Origin of the sequence: Klebsiella sp. FDAARGOS_511 (genome assembly GCF_003812845.1) — a bacterium.
Lineage (GTDB): Bacteria > Pseudomonadota > Gammaproteobacteria > Enterobacterales > Enterobacteriaceae > Klebsiella > Klebsiella grimontii.
In genome coordinates this window covers 5,174,353-5,191,352 of the sequence record NZ_CP033824.1, presented here as the reverse complement: position 1 = coordinate 5,191,352, position 17,000 = coordinate 5,174,353, and the positions used below count along the sequence as shown (strand labels likewise).

Annotated in this window: 10 protein-coding genes; 4 read left to right on the top strand and 6 right to left on the bottom strand. The window is 52.9% G+C overall.

The annotated features are described in order from the left end of the window. Positions 1–10: 10 nt before the first annotated feature. Entirely contained in the window at positions 11–1,642 is a 1,632-nt protein-coding gene (locus EGY08_RS26045) for a mechanosensitive ion channel family protein (RefSeq protein ID WP_123829139.1), read from the bottom strand. Positions 1,643–2,455: 813 nt separating this feature from the next. On the opposite strand from EGY08_RS26045, the gene EGY08_RS26040 reads away from it, so the two are divergent. Next, positions 2,456–3,553 carry a GGDEF domain-containing protein gene (locus EGY08_RS26040; RefSeq protein ID WP_004122194.1) on the top strand — a complete coding sequence of 366 codons (1,098 nt, stop codon included), beginning with the start codon at positions 2,456–2,458 and terminating at the stop codon, positions 3,551–3,553. Between the two features lie 980 nt (positions 3,554–4,533). Here the strand turns inward: EGY08_RS26040 and EGY08_RS26030 are convergent. From EGY08_RS26030 to EGY08_RS26015, 4 genes are all read right to left on the bottom strand, one after another. Beyond that, complete coding sequence (locus tag EGY08_RS26030; RefSeq protein ID WP_004122201.1) at positions 4,534–5,721, bottom strand: OmpP1/FadL family transporter; 1,188 nt, start codon at positions 5,719–5,721, stop codon at positions 4,534–4,536. Positions 5,722–6,230: 509 nt separating this feature from the next. Beyond that, the gene (locus tag EGY08_RS26025) at positions 6,231–7,160 is read right to left on the bottom strand and encodes an alpha/beta hydrolase (protein WP_123829138.1); all 930 of its coding nucleotides are present in this window, start codon (positions 7,158–7,160) and stop codon (positions 6,231–6,233) included. 168 nt (positions 7,161–7,328) lie between these two features. Then, positions 7,329–10,016, bottom strand: a complete 2,688-nt coding sequence (locus EGY08_RS26020) for a cation-transporting P-type ATPase (RefSeq protein ID WP_049123287.1) — start codon at positions 10,014–10,016, stop codon at positions 7,329–7,331. 50 nt (positions 10,017–10,066) lie between these two features. Then, positions 10,067–10,498, bottom strand: a complete 432-nt coding sequence (locus EGY08_RS26015) for a universal stress protein (protein ID WP_004122209.1) — start codon at positions 10,496–10,498, stop codon at positions 10,067–10,069. A gap of 532 nt (positions 10,499–11,030) precedes the next feature. On the opposite strand from EGY08_RS26015, the gene EGY08_RS26010 reads away from it, so the two are divergent. The 3 genes from EGY08_RS26010 to EGY08_RS26000 are packed head-to-tail and all read left to right on the top strand — an operon-like array spanning position 11,031 to position 16,140. Further along, on the top strand, positions 11,031–12,116 hold the full coding sequence (locus tag EGY08_RS26010) for an efflux RND transporter periplasmic adaptor subunit (RefSeq protein ID WP_004122212.1): 1,086 nt from the start codon (positions 11,031–11,033) through the stop codon (positions 12,114–12,116). Then, positions 12,116–15,178 (top strand): efflux RND transporter permease subunit, encoded by a 3,063-nt coding sequence (locus EGY08_RS26005; RefSeq protein WP_004122215.1) that lies wholly within the window; start codon positions 12,116–12,118, stop codon positions 15,176–15,178. Before EGY08_RS26010 ends, EGY08_RS26005 begins: the two co-directional genes overlap by 1 nt. 38 nt (positions 15,179–15,216) lie before the next feature. Then, positions 15,217–16,140 carry an acyltransferase gene (locus tag EGY08_RS26000; RefSeq protein ID WP_162626068.1) on the top strand — a complete coding sequence of 308 codons (924 nt, stop codon included), beginning with the start codon at positions 15,217–15,219 and terminating at the stop codon, positions 16,138–16,140. A gap of 166 nt (positions 16,141–16,306) precedes the next feature. Here the strand turns inward: EGY08_RS26000 and pagP are convergent, their stop codons facing one another. Then, positions 16,307–16,882, bottom strand: a complete 576-nt coding sequence (gene pagP, locus EGY08_RS25995) for a lipid IV(A) palmitoyltransferase PagP (protein WP_004122223.1) — start codon at positions 16,880–16,882, stop codon at positions 16,307–16,309. Between the last annotated feature and the right edge of the window lie 118 nt (positions 16,883–17,000).

Here is a 17,000-nt window from a genome sequence, read left to right as displayed (position 1 = left end):
TCCATCAGGTTTACCCCTCTCCAGGCGGCTGTGCGGGAGCGGTAAACCATTTCTCTTTGGGCACCATCACCGGTTCATTGGGTTGCAGCACAAAGTTTGGCGACATAATTTGCACGTTAAATTCGTTAAATACGTCCTGAATCAGGCTGTGCATCTCGGTGCGCGCCCCAGCCATCAGGCCATCACCCGGACCGTTCTGCTCAACCGGCAGCAGCCTGACCTGCAGCTCGTAGGAGGTGTACCAGTCCATTAAGGCCAGTTGGCGCACCCGCGGCGCGATGGATTGATCGACGCACTTCGCCCGCCGCGCCGCCAGCTCCAGCATGCTGTGCACCTGCCGCCACGGGGTGTCGTAGCCAATCGTCACGTTGAGCGTCAGGTTGACGCTGCCGTCGGGGTTTTGCACGCTAAGGTTGGTAATTTTGCCGCTGACCACTACCGCATTGGGCAGCGTAATAACGTAGTTTTCCCGGGTTACAATTTTGGTCGCCAGCATCCCGACTTCGGTCACCCGCCCTTCGTTTTCGGCAATGCGGATCACATCGCCTTTGCGCAGCGCCCGGGAGTAAATCAGCACCAGCCCGCTCATAGCGTGATTCATTACCCCCGCGGACCCCAGCGTGAGCATCAGACCGAAGAAGACGCTAATGCCTTTAAACGCCAGCGAGTTGGCCCCCGGCAGGAAGGGATACGCAGCGGAGAGCGCAAACAGCCAGACGATTACCGCAATCAGCTTGCGCGTGGCCCCCACCGTTTCCGGATGCAGGCCGGGAATATACAGGCGTCCCGTGGCAACCTGGTTTAGCACCACTTTGAGGATTTTCAGGATGACGGAGGTCATCACAAAGATAATAAGCACCACCAGCAGTCCCGGCAGCGCTGAGACGATGGAGTAAGAGATTTGGCTGACGATACGTATCGACCAGTCGCCCAGGGACTCGCCCCAGACGCGCGTCCAGGGAAACAGGCTGAAGGCCCAGCGGAGCAAAACATAGATCGCGGTGATACCCAGCATTAGCATCAGTAGCGCGTACAGACGGCTTTCAACCTCACCTAAAAAGCGTCGCCAGGTTTGGGGAATAAGCCCTTTATTATCGATTATTTTGCGCCGATAAACCCGGCGCACCCAGCGCCAGGATCGGTACTGAACGAACCAGAGCGCCAGTAACGCCGCCACGCCAACGGTGGTTTTTAGTGCGGAAAGCGCCAGACTGCGGTGATCGTACTGGTCTCTTAGCGCCTTTCGCTGGGCTTCCAGCCGGGTTAAGACACGAGATGCCGCCTGGTCGAGGGTGAGATCGTCGCCTTCGTCGAGATCCGCCTCCACCAGCAGCATCACCGGTTTGCCGTTCATCACGATCAGGCGTCCCGCCTGGTTATATCGAGTCACCGGGACAATAGTCAGGGGCTTTGCCACGTCTTCACGGCTAAAGCCGCGCAGGGTATTGCGAATGCGCAGTACGCGCTCTTCCGGCGTGGTTAAGCCAAACTTCGCCTGAAGCATCACTATCGGCTGGTGGAAAACATAAACCGTTCGGGCCCGTTCTTGCGCTGAAGGTGCCTGACGTGGCTCCGCGGCCTGTAGAGGATAAGCCATCAAAACAAAAAACCACAGAACTACCCGGGAAATTGCCCTGTTCATGACCTTCACCTACAGAGAGATTTATTGTTTTATGCTACAACAACCCGACACGCTTTCGCCTTTTTGAGCTTAGACCAGTGCGGCGTGAATTCAAGAACACGTCACTTTTTTGCGTTTCAGATACGCAACCTGGAAATTAAATAATATATCTCTACCAATATTCATTATCCGTACTTTACGATTTACCTTAACCCAAAAGTCCCGTCAGCAGCCAGACAGACGGTGATTGCCCTGGTTTGATAAAGTACAGATCTTCTGTCCGTTTAACGATGACCTCTTTCGCTTTAAAGGCAAGGGACTCCGTTAAATATGAGAGGTATTAACTCATTTCCACCAAAGTCATAGTGATACTCACGGTAAGCGTTGCAGAATAATCCCCTGTGTGAGGGTAGTTGACGCCGTCATCGTCAGTTAATCAGGATGGCGTGAGTTTTATAATAAAAATATGTTTATTATTGGATTTCAACAACGAACGAGATTCGCCATCCGGGCCATAACTGGTTATATTTATACCCTAAATAATTCGCGTTGCTTAAAGGCGGCATTGAAGTGACAAATTCGTCGGCAACAAATTTGACCAGCGAAGGCTGGAAGTCGGTGAGAGGCAGGAGCCTCTCATTAGTCACCTGGAGCATAGATAACTACGTGCTGGGGCGAATGACAAATCTGTCTGGAACAGATTTGAACGCTGTGTCATGGCGCCCCGTAAGGCCGAGGCTCATGGATAAGCTGAGTAACAAAGCCAACGCACAGGTAATTTGAAGATATGACGGATATAGACATTATTCTCTTCTGCGCCACCGAGATCGGTTCATGATTAATACGACGAATGAAAACCATAAAAACCTGGATATTGTTAACTCATGGAACCTGGTCTGGTTCCTGAGCCTTAACATCGTTTTTTGCTTGTGGTTGATTTTGAACAATTTTATACATACCCCGAATGACTTTTATCGGGAGGTGATGAATATGCTATGTATAGCAACCACGCTTTTTTCAGCGCTGGGATTTACGTTAAAGGCGTTGATCTCCAGAAAATATCTCGCCAGGTTGCTACCGACATACGCGCTACTACAAGGCATCCTCTGGGGCGCCATGTTCTATATGATGGTCAAACATTACAATAACCCTTCATTAACGCTTTCATTGCTCATCAGCACGCTGTTACCCGCCACCATCTCCTTTTATATCTCCGGCACTGTATTGCTATTATTTAGCGTACCGATCAGCATCGCCATGCTGTTAAGCGAAATCACCGCTTATGATAAATTTAACTTTCTGCAACTGTCTGGTTCTGTCATTATTTTCATTGTCGTGATAACCGCTCGCTACATATTGCTTGAATGGTACACCCGAACCCAACAAAGTGAATACGCAAAGAATCTACTCATTAAAAAACTCACCCACCTTGCTCATCGTGACGCCTTAACGGGATTGTTAAATAAAAGCAGCCTGTTAACCCATTTTGAGGAACAGGCACAACGACTGCCGCACTCAGGTGGTAATTTATTCATGATCATAATGGATATCGACTATTTCAAACAATATAACGATTTATATGGGCATATTGCCGGTGATGAATGTTTATTAAGCGTTGCGAAATGCATCAACCAGTCATTACGTAAAACATCTGACACTGCGTTTCGCTTTGGCGGAGAAGAGTTTGTCATATTGACTCATTGCAATGAAATGGCTGAAGCCGTGATGATTGCAGAACGCATTCGTACCAATATTCAAAAAGCGAAGATCCCACATCGGGGTTCTCAACTTTCGCCCTGGCTCAGCGCCAGCTTTGGCGTTGCTCAATGGGTCAAGGGTTATTCATTTGCCGTACTGGCAGAAAAAGCCGATAAGGAGCTCTACAAAGCAAAACAGGCCGGACGTAACCAGGTTTCCGCAGCAAAAAGATGATCATGTCGCGGCAAAAAGTGCCCTGCTGACGCCAGTACATAATTCCAGTATTCATCGCCCTATATCAACCAACGGCGCGTTTAGTGTTCGCAAAAAAATACCGCTACGCGCGGTTTTAAGTATTTAATCACTGCCATTGAATAAGCCCCCCTCTCTCAAATTGAGCACACCAATGACCTAAGTCATATACAAGGGGTAACTGATGTGGCGCATTAACGCAGTCCCCGCAGCATGCCTGACAGGAAGTCATTATTATCTTTATGACATGCTCATAACATACATTGCAAAATAAAATACATTAATATTGCCTTTTAAATATTAACCCGCAAAACATTTAATTTTAAACTAATTGAATTTGCACCCACAATGCGTAGCGTGATAATTAATACATCTCACTCATAACACAGGTAGAATAATGCGGAAGCTCCATCAAATTATACTCTCGGGCGTCGTTGCCCCCTGCAAAACATCACCTCCGGGTATTTTACGCAAACTACATGTAATACAGATACCTATCATCTACAATAAGCACCGGGGGTCACCGGTAGACTCAACGAGCTATGCCTCACTACATGATAAAAATAAGTCTCTGCTCAAAAAGATATATCGCCAGCTAAAAAAAGAACACCTGCAGAAAAGCCATATCGATGAACTGGTCGATACCCAGAGTCAGACCTATCAGGCATACTGTTCTTTGGTCAGGCTTTACAAGATAAACGTCATAAACAATCGTTATCTGAAAGAGAAGAATATTTCGGGACTGCGTACGCTGAGCGAATTACTGAATACCATTATTGAAGACTAAAAAAAGCCTCCTTATGGGAATTTAAGGAGGCTTTTTTAGTCACCTATCTCCAGCGCCGCCGGTACGATAGCGATAGCCGGTGACCATCTGCGCCGTTCTTTTAGCCGGTTGCAGCCACGACTGCCACTGCAGGCCTATCGTCATGCTAGCCAAAACTAAACGCCTGGTTTACAGATCAGAACTGATAGCTGTAGTTTACGCTGGCGAACCATAGCCAGGGTTTATTATATTCTCCAGCGAAGGCTGCGGAATTCACCTGAGATGATTGCATATGCAGATATTCAACCGCAAATCCGATATTACTCGCCGATGTCATTTGATATTGCGCCCCGGTCGCAAAACGCCACTCATCACCGGTAGGTAGAGTCAGAGCGACATCGCTTTGGGTGTTGTATGGCGTGCTGTCAAAAGCGACACCCGCGTTAAGGCGCCATCGCTCGTCAGGCCGGAACTGAACGCCTAATGCCGTATGCCAGGTATCTTTTAACCGGTTGTTTCTATTGCCCGATTGGCCATTAATCGTAATATCCGGGCTACCAAACTGGCTCCAGTCCTGCCAACCAAGATCGCCCATGACCGACCAATATTTATTTACATCATGAACCAGACTCAGCATGACCTGCTGAGGTGCGCGGACTTGAGCCGCCACGGGTAGATCGTACTCGACGTTTGGCAAGTTCGGAAAACGTGCCTTGCCGTCAATACTAAAGTGATAGTCAGTTTTACTTGTCCAGGTTATTCCCGCTCGAGTCTGGTCGGTGAGATCCATCAATATGCCCAGGCGGTAGTTCATTGCCCAATCGTGGTCATTTTGTCGTTCATCACGGCTATCAACATTCCGGGTTAAAGAAAGGTAGCCGTAATTAAGTCCTACAGCGGCGCCGACGGAAACGTTATCACTGAGTTTCCAGGCAATTGCCGGGCTGAGCGTCATCGCTACCATTGTACTTTTTTTGATGAGTCGATCGCCTGCCCAGTTGCCAAAATCAATACCAAGTCCATAGTTACCGTACAGGCCCAGTCCCGCGGACACGGAATCATTCAGCCGTTGCGTATAGAACACGCTGGCATTAGGAAACAGGTTCATGACATTGCCCGGACTTTGACGCCCGCTCGATTCATTATCCAGTTTATAGGATATATCACCTCCCATAGCCTGTACTCCCCCCGTCAGCATATGATCGGGTAATCGCGTCATTCCTGCCGGATTAGTTAAAAGCGTTGACGCATCCTGCGCGCGTGCAGCCTGCCCCGCTCCGGCCAGCGCAGCATCTTCCGTACCCACTTCGTAAAAATAGAGCGCGCTCGCATGACTTACTGCGGAAAAAAATAACCCACAGATAATAATTATACTTTTTCTCATTATGTTACCTACCACTTGAATAAAACGATGAGCTATTTTTTTGCAAAAAAGTCTATTTTCTTGTCCTGTATAATTTTAGAACTTGCTATCTATTTTGCATATAAGCAGACTATTAAATGACCTAATATTATAAACAACCGCGTTACTCAGGTCTCTGTAAGTTTTGTCTAATATTAAATATTGCGACCAGGCGTCCGAATATCCACAGGGACGATAATAAATACCCAGCTTAAGCGGATACGTCTTCTGTGGAATTCAGGAACAGCATGCCAACACAAAATAAAAACAGCAAATAAGTTGAAGAGATTCATGGAGGCCAATTTTAGCCTTTGTGACGCCAGCGCAGCGCGTCGACCACCAGGGTAAACGCCGCCGGAAGATGCTGTCGGCCCGGGTGAATGAATCCTGCGCGATGCGCTCAGGCTATGCGGCAAACGATGGCCACATCATCTGAACGTCATTCACTACCTTCATGCTAGCTTTCGGCGGCATACGAAAGTAACGCTCGGCTACTTGCCCGTTCCCCGCGGATAACCGCTCATCGTCAGCAGCGCGCTTTGCAACGACGCGTTAAACATCTCCCCGTGAGTCAGCCCGGGATAAGGCCACCAGTTGACCGCCACGCCCTTTTTCTTGAGCAGAGAAACCGTCTGCAGGACGTTGCCCCGGGTCTCTTCTTCCTCTGCGGAAGAGACCCGCTGCGTCGCAACCGCCCCTTCCATCAGGTACAGGGACTTCCGGCTAAACGCATCGGCTTTTGCCTCGGCCATTTTATCTAACAACGAGGTATTGCCTCGTCCCAGGGAAGGACTGGCAGAAAAATAGATCCGGAAGCGGGATGATGCCAGCCAGGAATCAATAATAAATAATCCTCCGTAGGAGTGCCCCCAGATCGCCCGTCGCTGCGGGTCAATCTTCATCCCGCGCTCAACGTTTTCCACGATTGTATTCTGTAATAGCAGGCGAAATGCCTCGCTACCGCCGCTTTTGCGCGCGTCCCACCCGCTATCGGCAGGATCCTCCTTGACGGCCGGCCGGTAGTCATAGGCTCTGGCGTTCTGATCAAAGGGCAATGCCGTTTGATAGCCCACGGCCACAATCACGGGCGGCGTTTTTTGCGTAAGCTGCGCAAGCAGCGAGTCGGAGACCCGGTCCATCACCGCGTTGCCATCCAGAGCGTAGAGAATCGGATACCCCTCTGCTGGCGGCGCCGCGTTCGGTATCGCGGTCCAGACCTTATAATGCCGTTCGCCGTCAAGGGAATCGAAATAAGCAACGTTGAAGTGATAATACGCGGAGCCGCGGTCGGCGATATTCGGCCCTAATGGCCTCATATCCGGTTTGGCGTCAGCATTAATACCGTAAAACGCGAAGACCAGCGCGGCGATAAAAATTCGCCCTTTAGGCGGATAAGCAGAACAAAACTTACGGATTAACATCGATTGATTTTTCCAGCACACCATCATTAATGATAATGATTGCCAATATCAATCTCAATTGCAAGCTGAGGGGGGTATCCCAGGGCGGCGCCTTGCACCTGGCCGGCTATCCAATCATCATCTTACGGGTAGCCAGGACAGGTGCGCAGCAGCGCCTCAGGGTAAGGATCAGGCGGTGCGCCATCTCCGGGTCAGCGGTTTCTCAACCTCTACAATAAGGAACATGACAAAACCGATAATAAAGGTGATCACCCAGTAGCGGAACGGCAGCGCTTCGGTACCAAACAGCATCTGCATAAACGGCGCGTAGATAATCAGCAGCTGCAGCACCAGCAGCACCCCGCTGACAATCCAGATCCCGCGATTCGCCAGCAGCCCTTTACTCAATGAGAAGCCATCCGCAACCCGGCAGTTAAGCATATAGAACCACTGGGCGGTGACCAGCGTCTGCAACAGCACCGTGCGAATAAACTCAGGCGAATAGCCGCGCGGCTGCAGCCAGGCCTCAAGCACAAAGGCGCTAACGGCAATCATCGAACCGACAAAAATTACCCGCCAGATAGCAAAGCCGTCCATTACGTGCAGCTTAGGATCGCGGGGCGGACGCCGCATGATGTTCTTCTCTCCGGCTTCAAACGCCAGGCCAAACGACAGCGTGGCGGAGGTCGCCATGTTCATCCACAGGATCAGCACCGGCGTCAGCGGTATTAAATTCCCCGCCAGCAGCGCGATAATAATTAACAGTCCCTGCGCCAGGTTGGTCGGCATGATAAACAGAATGGTTTTCTTCAGGTTATCGTATACCCGACGCCCTTCTCTGACGGCGCTGGCGATGGTGGCGAAGTTATCATCGGTGAGCACCATATCAGCGGCCTCCTTAGTCACTTCGGTGCCCTTAATCCCCATGGCGATCCCGACATCGGCCTGCTTCAGCGCCGGGGCATCGTTCACGCCATCGCCGGTCATCCCGACCACCTCTTTCCTGCTTTGCAGCGCCTGGACCAGGCGGAATTTATCTTCCGGGCTGGTACGCGCGAAAATATCAAATTTCTGCGCCGCTTCACTAAGCTGAATATCATCCATCACCTCCAGCTCGCGTCCGGTAATGGCGTTTTCCGCATTGCCGATCCCCAGCATCTTGCCGATACTCATGGCGGTTTGCGGGTGGTCGCCGGTGATCATCTTCACGCGGATCCCCGCCTGCAGGCAGTCGCCGATCGCCGTAATCGCCTCCGGTCTCGGCGGATCCATCATCCCGGCGATCCCCAGCAGAATGACGCCCTGCTGTAAATCCTGATGGCCAAGCTCCGTTTGTCCGTTGGCTGCCGGTTTCCACGCCGCCGCCACCATCCGCAGCCCTTCCCGCGCGTACTCTTCGATTTTCGCTTCCCAGTAAGGCTGGTCGAGCGGCTCCAGACCATGGTCGGTTTGCTGATGCTGACACAGGCGAAACAGGACATCGGGCGCGCCGGTAAGCAAAATCATCTCTTCATCGCCAATGCGGTACAGCGTCGACATATATTTGTACTGTGAATCGAAAGGTATTTTACTGCGCAGCTCGGTGTTGACCGCCGGGAGCGGGACTTTCGCCGCCAGCACCTTCAGCGCCCCTTCGGTCGGGCCGCCGGTAATTTTCCACAGCCCGCTTTCATCTTTGATAAGCTGGCTGTCATTACACAGATCGATGGTGCGCAGATAGCGTTCCAGCAGCGTGCCTGGAGCAACGGTTATCGGGGCGGGTTCATCGATCGGATGAATATTCCCTACCGGCTCGTAGCTGTCGCCTTCCACCCGATAAACCTTATCGGCGGTGATAACGGCTTTGACCGTCATCTCGTTCATGGTCAGCGTCCCGGTTTTATCCGAGCAGATCACCGTCATCGCGCCGAGGGTTTCCACGGTCGGCAGTTTGCGGATAATCGCCTTCTGCCGGGCCATGGTTTGTACGCCAAGCGAGAGGATAATCGAGATAATCGCCGGTAGCCCTTCCGGCACCGACGCCACCGCGAGGCTAATCAATGACAGCATCAGCTCGGAAACCGGCATATCGCGGAACAGCAGGCTGAAGACAAACAGCGCGGCCATCATCACCAGAATGATGATAAAAATGGCTTTACCGAGCTTATCCATCTGCACCAGCAGCGGAGTACGGTGTTTTTCGATATCCGACATCATCTGGTTAATGTGGCCCAGCTCGGTATCGCCGCCGGTCGCCACCACCAGACCTTTTCCGCCGCCCGAACTCACCGTGGTGCCGGAAAACAGCAAATTCGTGCGATCGCCAAGCGGCAGTTCGCCACTAAGCGCCTCGGTGCTTTTTTCCACCACCGTCGATTCACCGGTCAGAATCGCCTCTTCCACCCGCAGATTATGCGCTTCGATAACCCGCAGGTCGGCAGGTATTCGATCGCCCGCGCGGATCACCACGATATCGCCGGGAACCAGAGCGGTAGTCGGGATCGTTTCATGATTACCCTGACGAATCACCACCGCCTCACTGGAAAGCATGTTGCGAATGCTCTGGAGCGATTTTTCCGCGTTGCTCTCCTGGATATGGCCGATCAGCGCGTTAATCACCGCTACGCCCAGAATCACCAGGGTATCTACCCAGTGGCCCATGACCGCCGTCAGCAGCGCCGCCGCCAGCAGGACGTAAATCAGCACATCATTAAAATGCGCCAGAAAGCGCAGCCACGCCGGCTTCCCGGCCTTTTGCGGCAACGCATTTTCACCATACTGCTGCAAGCGCGCCGATGCCTCGGCACCGCTGATGCCTTCCGGGGTGCTGTTGGTGCTGGTCAGCGTTTCTTCTACGGAGAGCTGATAAAACGGGCCGCCCGGTTTTTCTGTATTCATAGTTATCTCCTCACTCCTGTAACGGAAATCAGGACAGCCTCAGGCCGTCCTCAACGCACCACAAAAACCGGAACATGGGCATAACGAACGATACCTGCCGCCTCTGACCCCAGCAGATGGGTCTGAATATTGGGATTGCGCGAACCAACGATCACCACATCCGCCTTCAGCTCATCGGCCAGTTTGGTCACTTCATCGCGAATGTTGCCGCTGCGTATATGAATCTCGATATCGTTTTCCGCCAGCGAGAGTTTTTTACTGAGCTCATCCAGCTTTTCTTTAGATGTATTAACCAGATAGTCTTCCATTTTCCGTGCATCGGAAATAAAACCGCGCGTCAGTATCGGGGAAAAAGCGGGGATAACGTGCAGGAGATGAATCTTTCCAGCAGAGCTTTGCGCAAGGAATCGGGCGTGAGATATGGCCTTGTCGGCAAGACCGATTTCAAACACATCAACCGGCACGAGGATATTTTTATACATAGAGACAATCCTTTTATTACCTATAAAAAAGGTGGTGACAACAGCCCAGGCAATGGCGCTGAGGAAGCAATCTCAAGAACAAGATCTGTTAGATGCGTGGTTATAATTAAACGTAGCACACCACAGTTAACATTATTAAGCAGCCAATTAATATATTGAAAAATATCACAGAGCCTGGCACCGCCAGACAATTCGACTACAAACCCGGTAAAATCGTCGACATCGCCATAATTTTTGCTCTTTTTAACATTTCCGTTTTACTACGACTATCCTCATTATCAGTGGCTTGCTCGTTTTCTGGCGCCCCACAATAATTATTAAGATAAGAATTTACTTAGCCAGCTATTTAAGCTAAAGGAGGAACGATGTTCGGTTACAGTCTGTTTCGCCTGAGCCTGTTTATTGCCCTGGCAATAATCGCTTGTACGGCTACCGGGTTAATTACCTATTTCGTTGTCTCGGCGCTCGCTGAATAAAACCAGCGATTGTGAACAATATGTAAAACATAGCCTTTAACTCCGAGGGGAATACAGTGAACCGTTATTTTTCTCTCATTCCGCTTGTTATTTTAATAACAACGGCTTGCGATCGGAAAGCACCTCAAATTACCCCGCTACCGCGGATGGTTAAAGTCGCCGAGGTGGTTGCCATCGGTGATTCACAGCAGCGCGTATTCCCCGCCCGCATTGAGTCCGGGGACTCCACCGATTTATCTTTTAAACGCGGCGGGCAGATTGAATCGCTTGATGTGCGTCAGGGAGCCGCTATTACTCAGGGGCAGACCCTTGCCCGCCTCAGCGCACGGGAAGCGCAGCAGCGCGTGAATGAACGGCAGACCGCCGCTACCCTCGCCCAGCGGCAGTTCGATCGTTTCCAGACGCTGGCCGGTCGCCAGGCGATTTCAAAGGCGGAAATGGATATCCAGCGGGCCAACCGCGACGCTGCCAACGCCGCGCTGAAAATCGCCCGCGAAGAGCTGTCGCAAATGGCGTTGACCGCCCCCTTCAGCGGCGTTGCCGCTTACGTCCCGGTACGTAACCATCAGGTGGTTGCCGCCGGGCAGCCAATTGTGACCCTGACGCGAACCGATCTGCTCGACGTGGTGTTTAGCGTTCCGGAAAATCTCTTTACCGCGCTCGATATTCGCAACGCGCAGTATCGTCCGGTCGTCAAAATTAACGCCATGCCGGACCGCCAGTTTACCGCTGAATATAAAGAGCACACCGGCAGCAGCGACAGCAATACGCTCACCTGGCAAATCATCCTGACCATGCCGCGACCGGCCGACTTTCCCGCGGTGGGCGGCGTGAGCGGAACGGTGACAATCAACCTGGCGAACCTGCCCGCCAGCGCCGGTAAAAATGCGGTGGTGGTGCCGGTCGAAGCGGTGTTTAACCCGGATAATCGCCCGCGCAATGACCCCCACGTCTGGGTCGTTCAGGGCAGCGGCGACCAGCTTAAGCTGGAAGAGAGAAAAGTCGGCGTTGGTCAGGTCACCTCTCAGGGCGTGGTGATCACCGAAGGGCTCAGCGTCGGCGAGCGTGTCGTGGCGGCAGGCGTCAGCGAATTGCATGCGCAACAGCCGGTTCGTATCTGGACGCGTGAACGAGGTTTGTAATGGATATCTCCCGCCAGTTTATTAACAACCCGATCCGCGTCTGGCTGACTATTTTGCTGCTGGGCATCGGGGGGATCTTCGCCCTGCTGAATATTGGCCGCCTGGAAGACCCGGCGTTTACTATTAAAACCGCCGTGGTGATCACCCATTATCCCGGCGCGTCGGCGCAGCAGGTTGAAGAAGAAGTCACCCTGCCGCTCGAGAACGCGCTGCAGCAGCTGCCATATCTCGACAACGTCAGTTCAATTTCCTCCAACGGCCTGTCGCAAATCACCGTCAATATCGCCTCGCACTACCACTCCAGCGAGCTGCCGCAAATCTGGGATGAACTGCGCCGCCGTGTGGGCGACGCCGCCCGTCAGTTTCCTCCCGGGGTCTCCTCCCCATTTGTCAATGACGATTTTGGCGATGTCTTTGGCTTCTTCTTTGCTATCTCCGGCGAGAGCTTTACCAATCCTGAACTGGTTCGCTACGCCGAGCAGCTGCGCCGCGAGCTGGTGCTGGTTCCCGGCGTCGGTAAAGTCGCTATCGGCGGGGCGATCCCTCAGCAAATCAACATCGATATCTCGCTGGCGAAAATGGCCGCCCGCGGCATCACGCTCAACCAGCTGGCGGCTATCCTCAGCCGGTTGAACGTGGTCTCTAACGCCGGCGAGATTAAATCCGGCAGCGAGTCGATCCGCCTGCACCCGACGGGGGAATTTGCCAATCTCGATGAGCTCGGCGACCTGTTAATCAGCCCGCACGGTTCGGGAACGGCGACGCGGCTGCGCGATATCGCCACGCTATCGCGCGGGCTGAGCGAAACGCCCGCCAGCATCTACCATGCCAATGGCCGCCAGGCGGTCACCATGGGGGTATCGTTTATTCCCGGGGTTAACGTGATTGATGTTGGCCGCGCGCTGGAGAGCAAGCTGGAGCAAATGTCGGCGGAAAAGCCGGCCGGGATCAGCATTGACCTGTTCTACGATCAGGCGGCGGAAGTCGCCCACTCGGTCAACGGTTTTATCACTAACTTCCTGATGGCGCTGGCGATTGTAGTTGGGGTCCTGCTGATCTTTATGGGCGTGCGCAGCGGCATTATTATCGCCCTGTCGCTGGCGCTCAACGTGCTCGGCACGCTGCTGATCATGTATCTGTGGGGCATCGAGCTGCAGCGCATTTCGCTGGGGGCGCTGATTATCGCCCTCAGTATGCTGGTTGATAACGCCATCGTCATCGTTGAAGGGGTGCTGATCGCCCGCCAGCAGGGGTCTACGCTGCTTACGGCGATAAATTATGTGATCCGCCGTTCGGCGCTGCCGCTGCTGGGGGCCACGGTGATTGCCATTCTCGCCTTTGCGCCGATTGGCCTGTCGCAGGACTCGACCGGGGAATACTGTAAATCGCTGTTCCAGGTGCTGCTGATTTCGCTCATGCTGAGCTGGTTCTCGGCGCTGACCATCACGCCGGTGCTAATCAAATGGTGGCTGTTTAAAAATCAATCGCAGCCGGTAGCGCAGGCCAACGCCAACCCGTACGGCGGGCGCTTTTACCGCCTGTATCAGCAGGCTCTGCGAGCCCTTCTGCTGCGCAAAACCCTCACCCTGACCGTCATGGCGGCGCTGTTGGCCGCCGCTATCTGGGGGTTTGGATCGGTGCGGCAAAACTTTTTCCCCTCGTCAAATACGCCGATTTTCTTTGTCGATCTCTGGCTCCCGTACGGTACCGATATCGCGACCACCGAAAAGATGACCAGCGATATTGAGACCACCATTAACGGCCAGCCCGGGGTGGTCACCACCGTGGCCACCGTTGGCCAGGGCAGCATGCGGTTTATCCTCACCTATAGCGGACAACGGCAGTACAGCAACTATGCGCAAATCATGGTGCGCATGGACGATCAGCGCAATATTGCCGCCCTGACGCAACATGTTGATCGCTATATTGCGCGCAACTACCCGCAGGTAAACGCCAGCACGAAACGCGTAATGTTCGGTCCTTCCGGCGACAGCGCCATTGAGGTGCGGATTAAAGGTCCGGACCCCGACCGCCTGCGCCTGCTCGCCAGCCAGGTTGGCGATATTCTCTCCGCAGATCCGGCTACCGATGGTGTCCGGAATGACTGGCAAAACCGCAGCAAAGTTATCCGCCCGCAGTACTCCACCTCGCTTGGGCGCGAGCTGGGGGTAGATAAACAGGATATTGATAACGCGCTGGAGATGAACTTCTCCGGCAGCCGCGCGGGCTTGTACCGCGAGGGAGCCGACCTGCTGCCAGTGGTCGTCCGCCCCCCGGCCGCTGAGCGCCAGGACGCGAATCACCTGAACAACGTGCTGGTCTGGAGCCAGAGCCGCCAGCAGTATATTCCGCTCAGTAACGTGGTTAGCGGTTTTCACCTCGAATGGGAAGATCCGCTTATCCTGCGCCGCGACCGCAGCCGCGTGCTGACGGTGCAGACCGATCCCGATCCGCTTAGCAACCAGACGTCGGGGGATATCCTGTCCCGCGTGAAGCCGCAGATTGATGCGATCGCTTTGCCGCACGGCTACAGCATTGAGTGGGGCGGCGATGCGGAGAACTCCAGCGAGGCGCAGCAGGGTCTGTTCACTACCCTGCCGCTGGGTTACCTGGTGATGTTTGTGATTACCGTGCTGATGTTCAGCTCACTGAAAAACGCGGTGGCGATCTGGCTGACCGTACCGCTGGCGCTGATTGGCGTAACGCCGGGCTTCTTGCTTACCGGCATCCCCTTTGGCTTTATGGCGTTAATCGGCTTGCTGAGCCTGAGCGGCATGCTGATCCGTAACGGCATCGTGCTGGTAGAAGAGATTGAACAGCAGAAGCAGGAGAAAGGGCAACAGGAGGCCATTATCTATGCCGCCACTTCGCGTCTGCGCCCGATCCTGCTGACGGCGTTTACCACCGTGCTCGGCCTGGCGCCGCTATTACTGGACGTTTTCTTCCAGAGCATGGCGGTTGTTATCATGTTTGGTCTGGGTTTTGCTACTATTCTGACGCTGCTGGTTCTGCCGGTGATTTACGCCTGTTTCCACAATAAGGACATGAAGCGACAACCATGAATAGTACCGGTTTAAATATTATTAAAACGCTGGGATGCATGACGGCGGTGACTTTCTTCACCATTTACAACACCTGGGATAGCTATGATTATGACTATCACTGGATCCTCGGGTTTTTGACGTTTATTTCGACTATCGCCACGCCGCTGTTTTTTGTGGTAGCGGGCTATCTGGATTCGCAGTCTCGCCATGATTCACAATGGCAGTTGGGCAAAATCAAGAGCGTGGTGATCGTCTTTCTGTTCTGGATGACGGTGTACTATCTCTGGGAGCCCTACCAGCGCGGCTATCTTATCCAGCCATGGTTTGTGTTTGCGTTTATCGTCATTTACACCTTTCACCCGGTTATCGAGTGGCTCAGCCAAAGACGCGCAGCGTTCTTTGCCACGGTGTTCTCCCTGCTGCTGTTCTCGTATGGTTACGATCTTTTATCCGCGTTGTACCCTGATATTCATCCGCTAAGCCTGGCGCCGCAGTACCGCCTGTGGACCTGGCTGCTATTTTATCTGACCGGTCAGCTGTTCAGCGACCCGCTGGTCGCCGACTGGCTCAGGCGTGAAAAAGTGGTCAAAGGTGCGATGATCGCCATTCCGTTTATTTATCTTTTCACCTGGTTTTACGAGCGGCATTTCTTTTTCGCCCTGTTTAAGGCCGACAGAAATGCGTTCATTCTGACTGGTTCACAAATTTATATTCTGGTTGTTGCACTGGTTATTGCGGCCAACGGCGTGCGTTTTCGTAAAAACAGCGAGTTTAAAGAGACTCTTCTCGCTACCATTAGCAAAACGATGACCGGCGTTTATATTCTCCACTACTCCGTTTTTCACCTGCTCACTGCGTTTATCCCGATTAACTCGCTGGGGACAAAATTAATGCTGATTGTCCTCACGTTTATTACTTCGGTGCTGATTTCGATGCTGGCGCTCTCCAATTCGGTGGTCAAAAAAGTGATTACGATTTGACGATCTTTGATTTCTGGCCGCGCGGACGCCGCCTTACCGGACCGAGGGGAAGGATTCAACTTCAGGTTGGAGCCGATCTTTGTAGGTCGGGTAAGGCGGCATCCGCCCCCCGACATAAAACCAAACCCCTGCCTGATAAAGGTTCAGGCCACCGCCGCCCACGCATTTAAAAACCGTAGCGCAGCCACGCGAACAGCACGTTACCGTTGTTATAGGTGCCGGGAATATAGGTGAACTGCACGCTCAGACGGCGATAGCTGGCAGAGAAAAGCGGCAAAATAATCGGCAGCGGCACGTAGTTGGCGAAGTCATCACGGGCGGTGATGCCGGCAGTGACGCCAAGACCAAGGCGAAAATCACGGCGGCTATCAAGATACCAGCCCTTCTCCCAGCCGTAGCCGATAATCGGCTGCCACTCGTTGTGCGAATCCTTGAACATCATGGCGTAGAGCGAACTCCAGTTCCCCTCCGGGTTATATCTGGACACGCCAAATCCTCCGCCCCACGGCATTTCATTATAGTTATCGGTCTTCTCTTTATCGTACATAAAGCGGTTGTGCCAGCTGAGAAACGGCAGATAAAGATCGTAGTTTTGCGGCTCATTCCAGGTCTGAGAGACATCGTTTTTTAGCCAGTTCCACCAGCCGCTGACGCGCTGCTCGCCGTATATTTTAGTTTCAGCCTGTACTGAAAAGGCGAAAATAAACACAATTCCCCACGCTACCCGCAGACAACGTTGCATAGTTTTATCCTTAAAGAAAGTCGCCCGGTGTTCATTCAGTTTGGGAACAAAAAACAGGCTTTGCAAATATCGGCAAAGAAATTTTCTGCACCGGCCAGGGGCTAAATGCAAGTCCAGT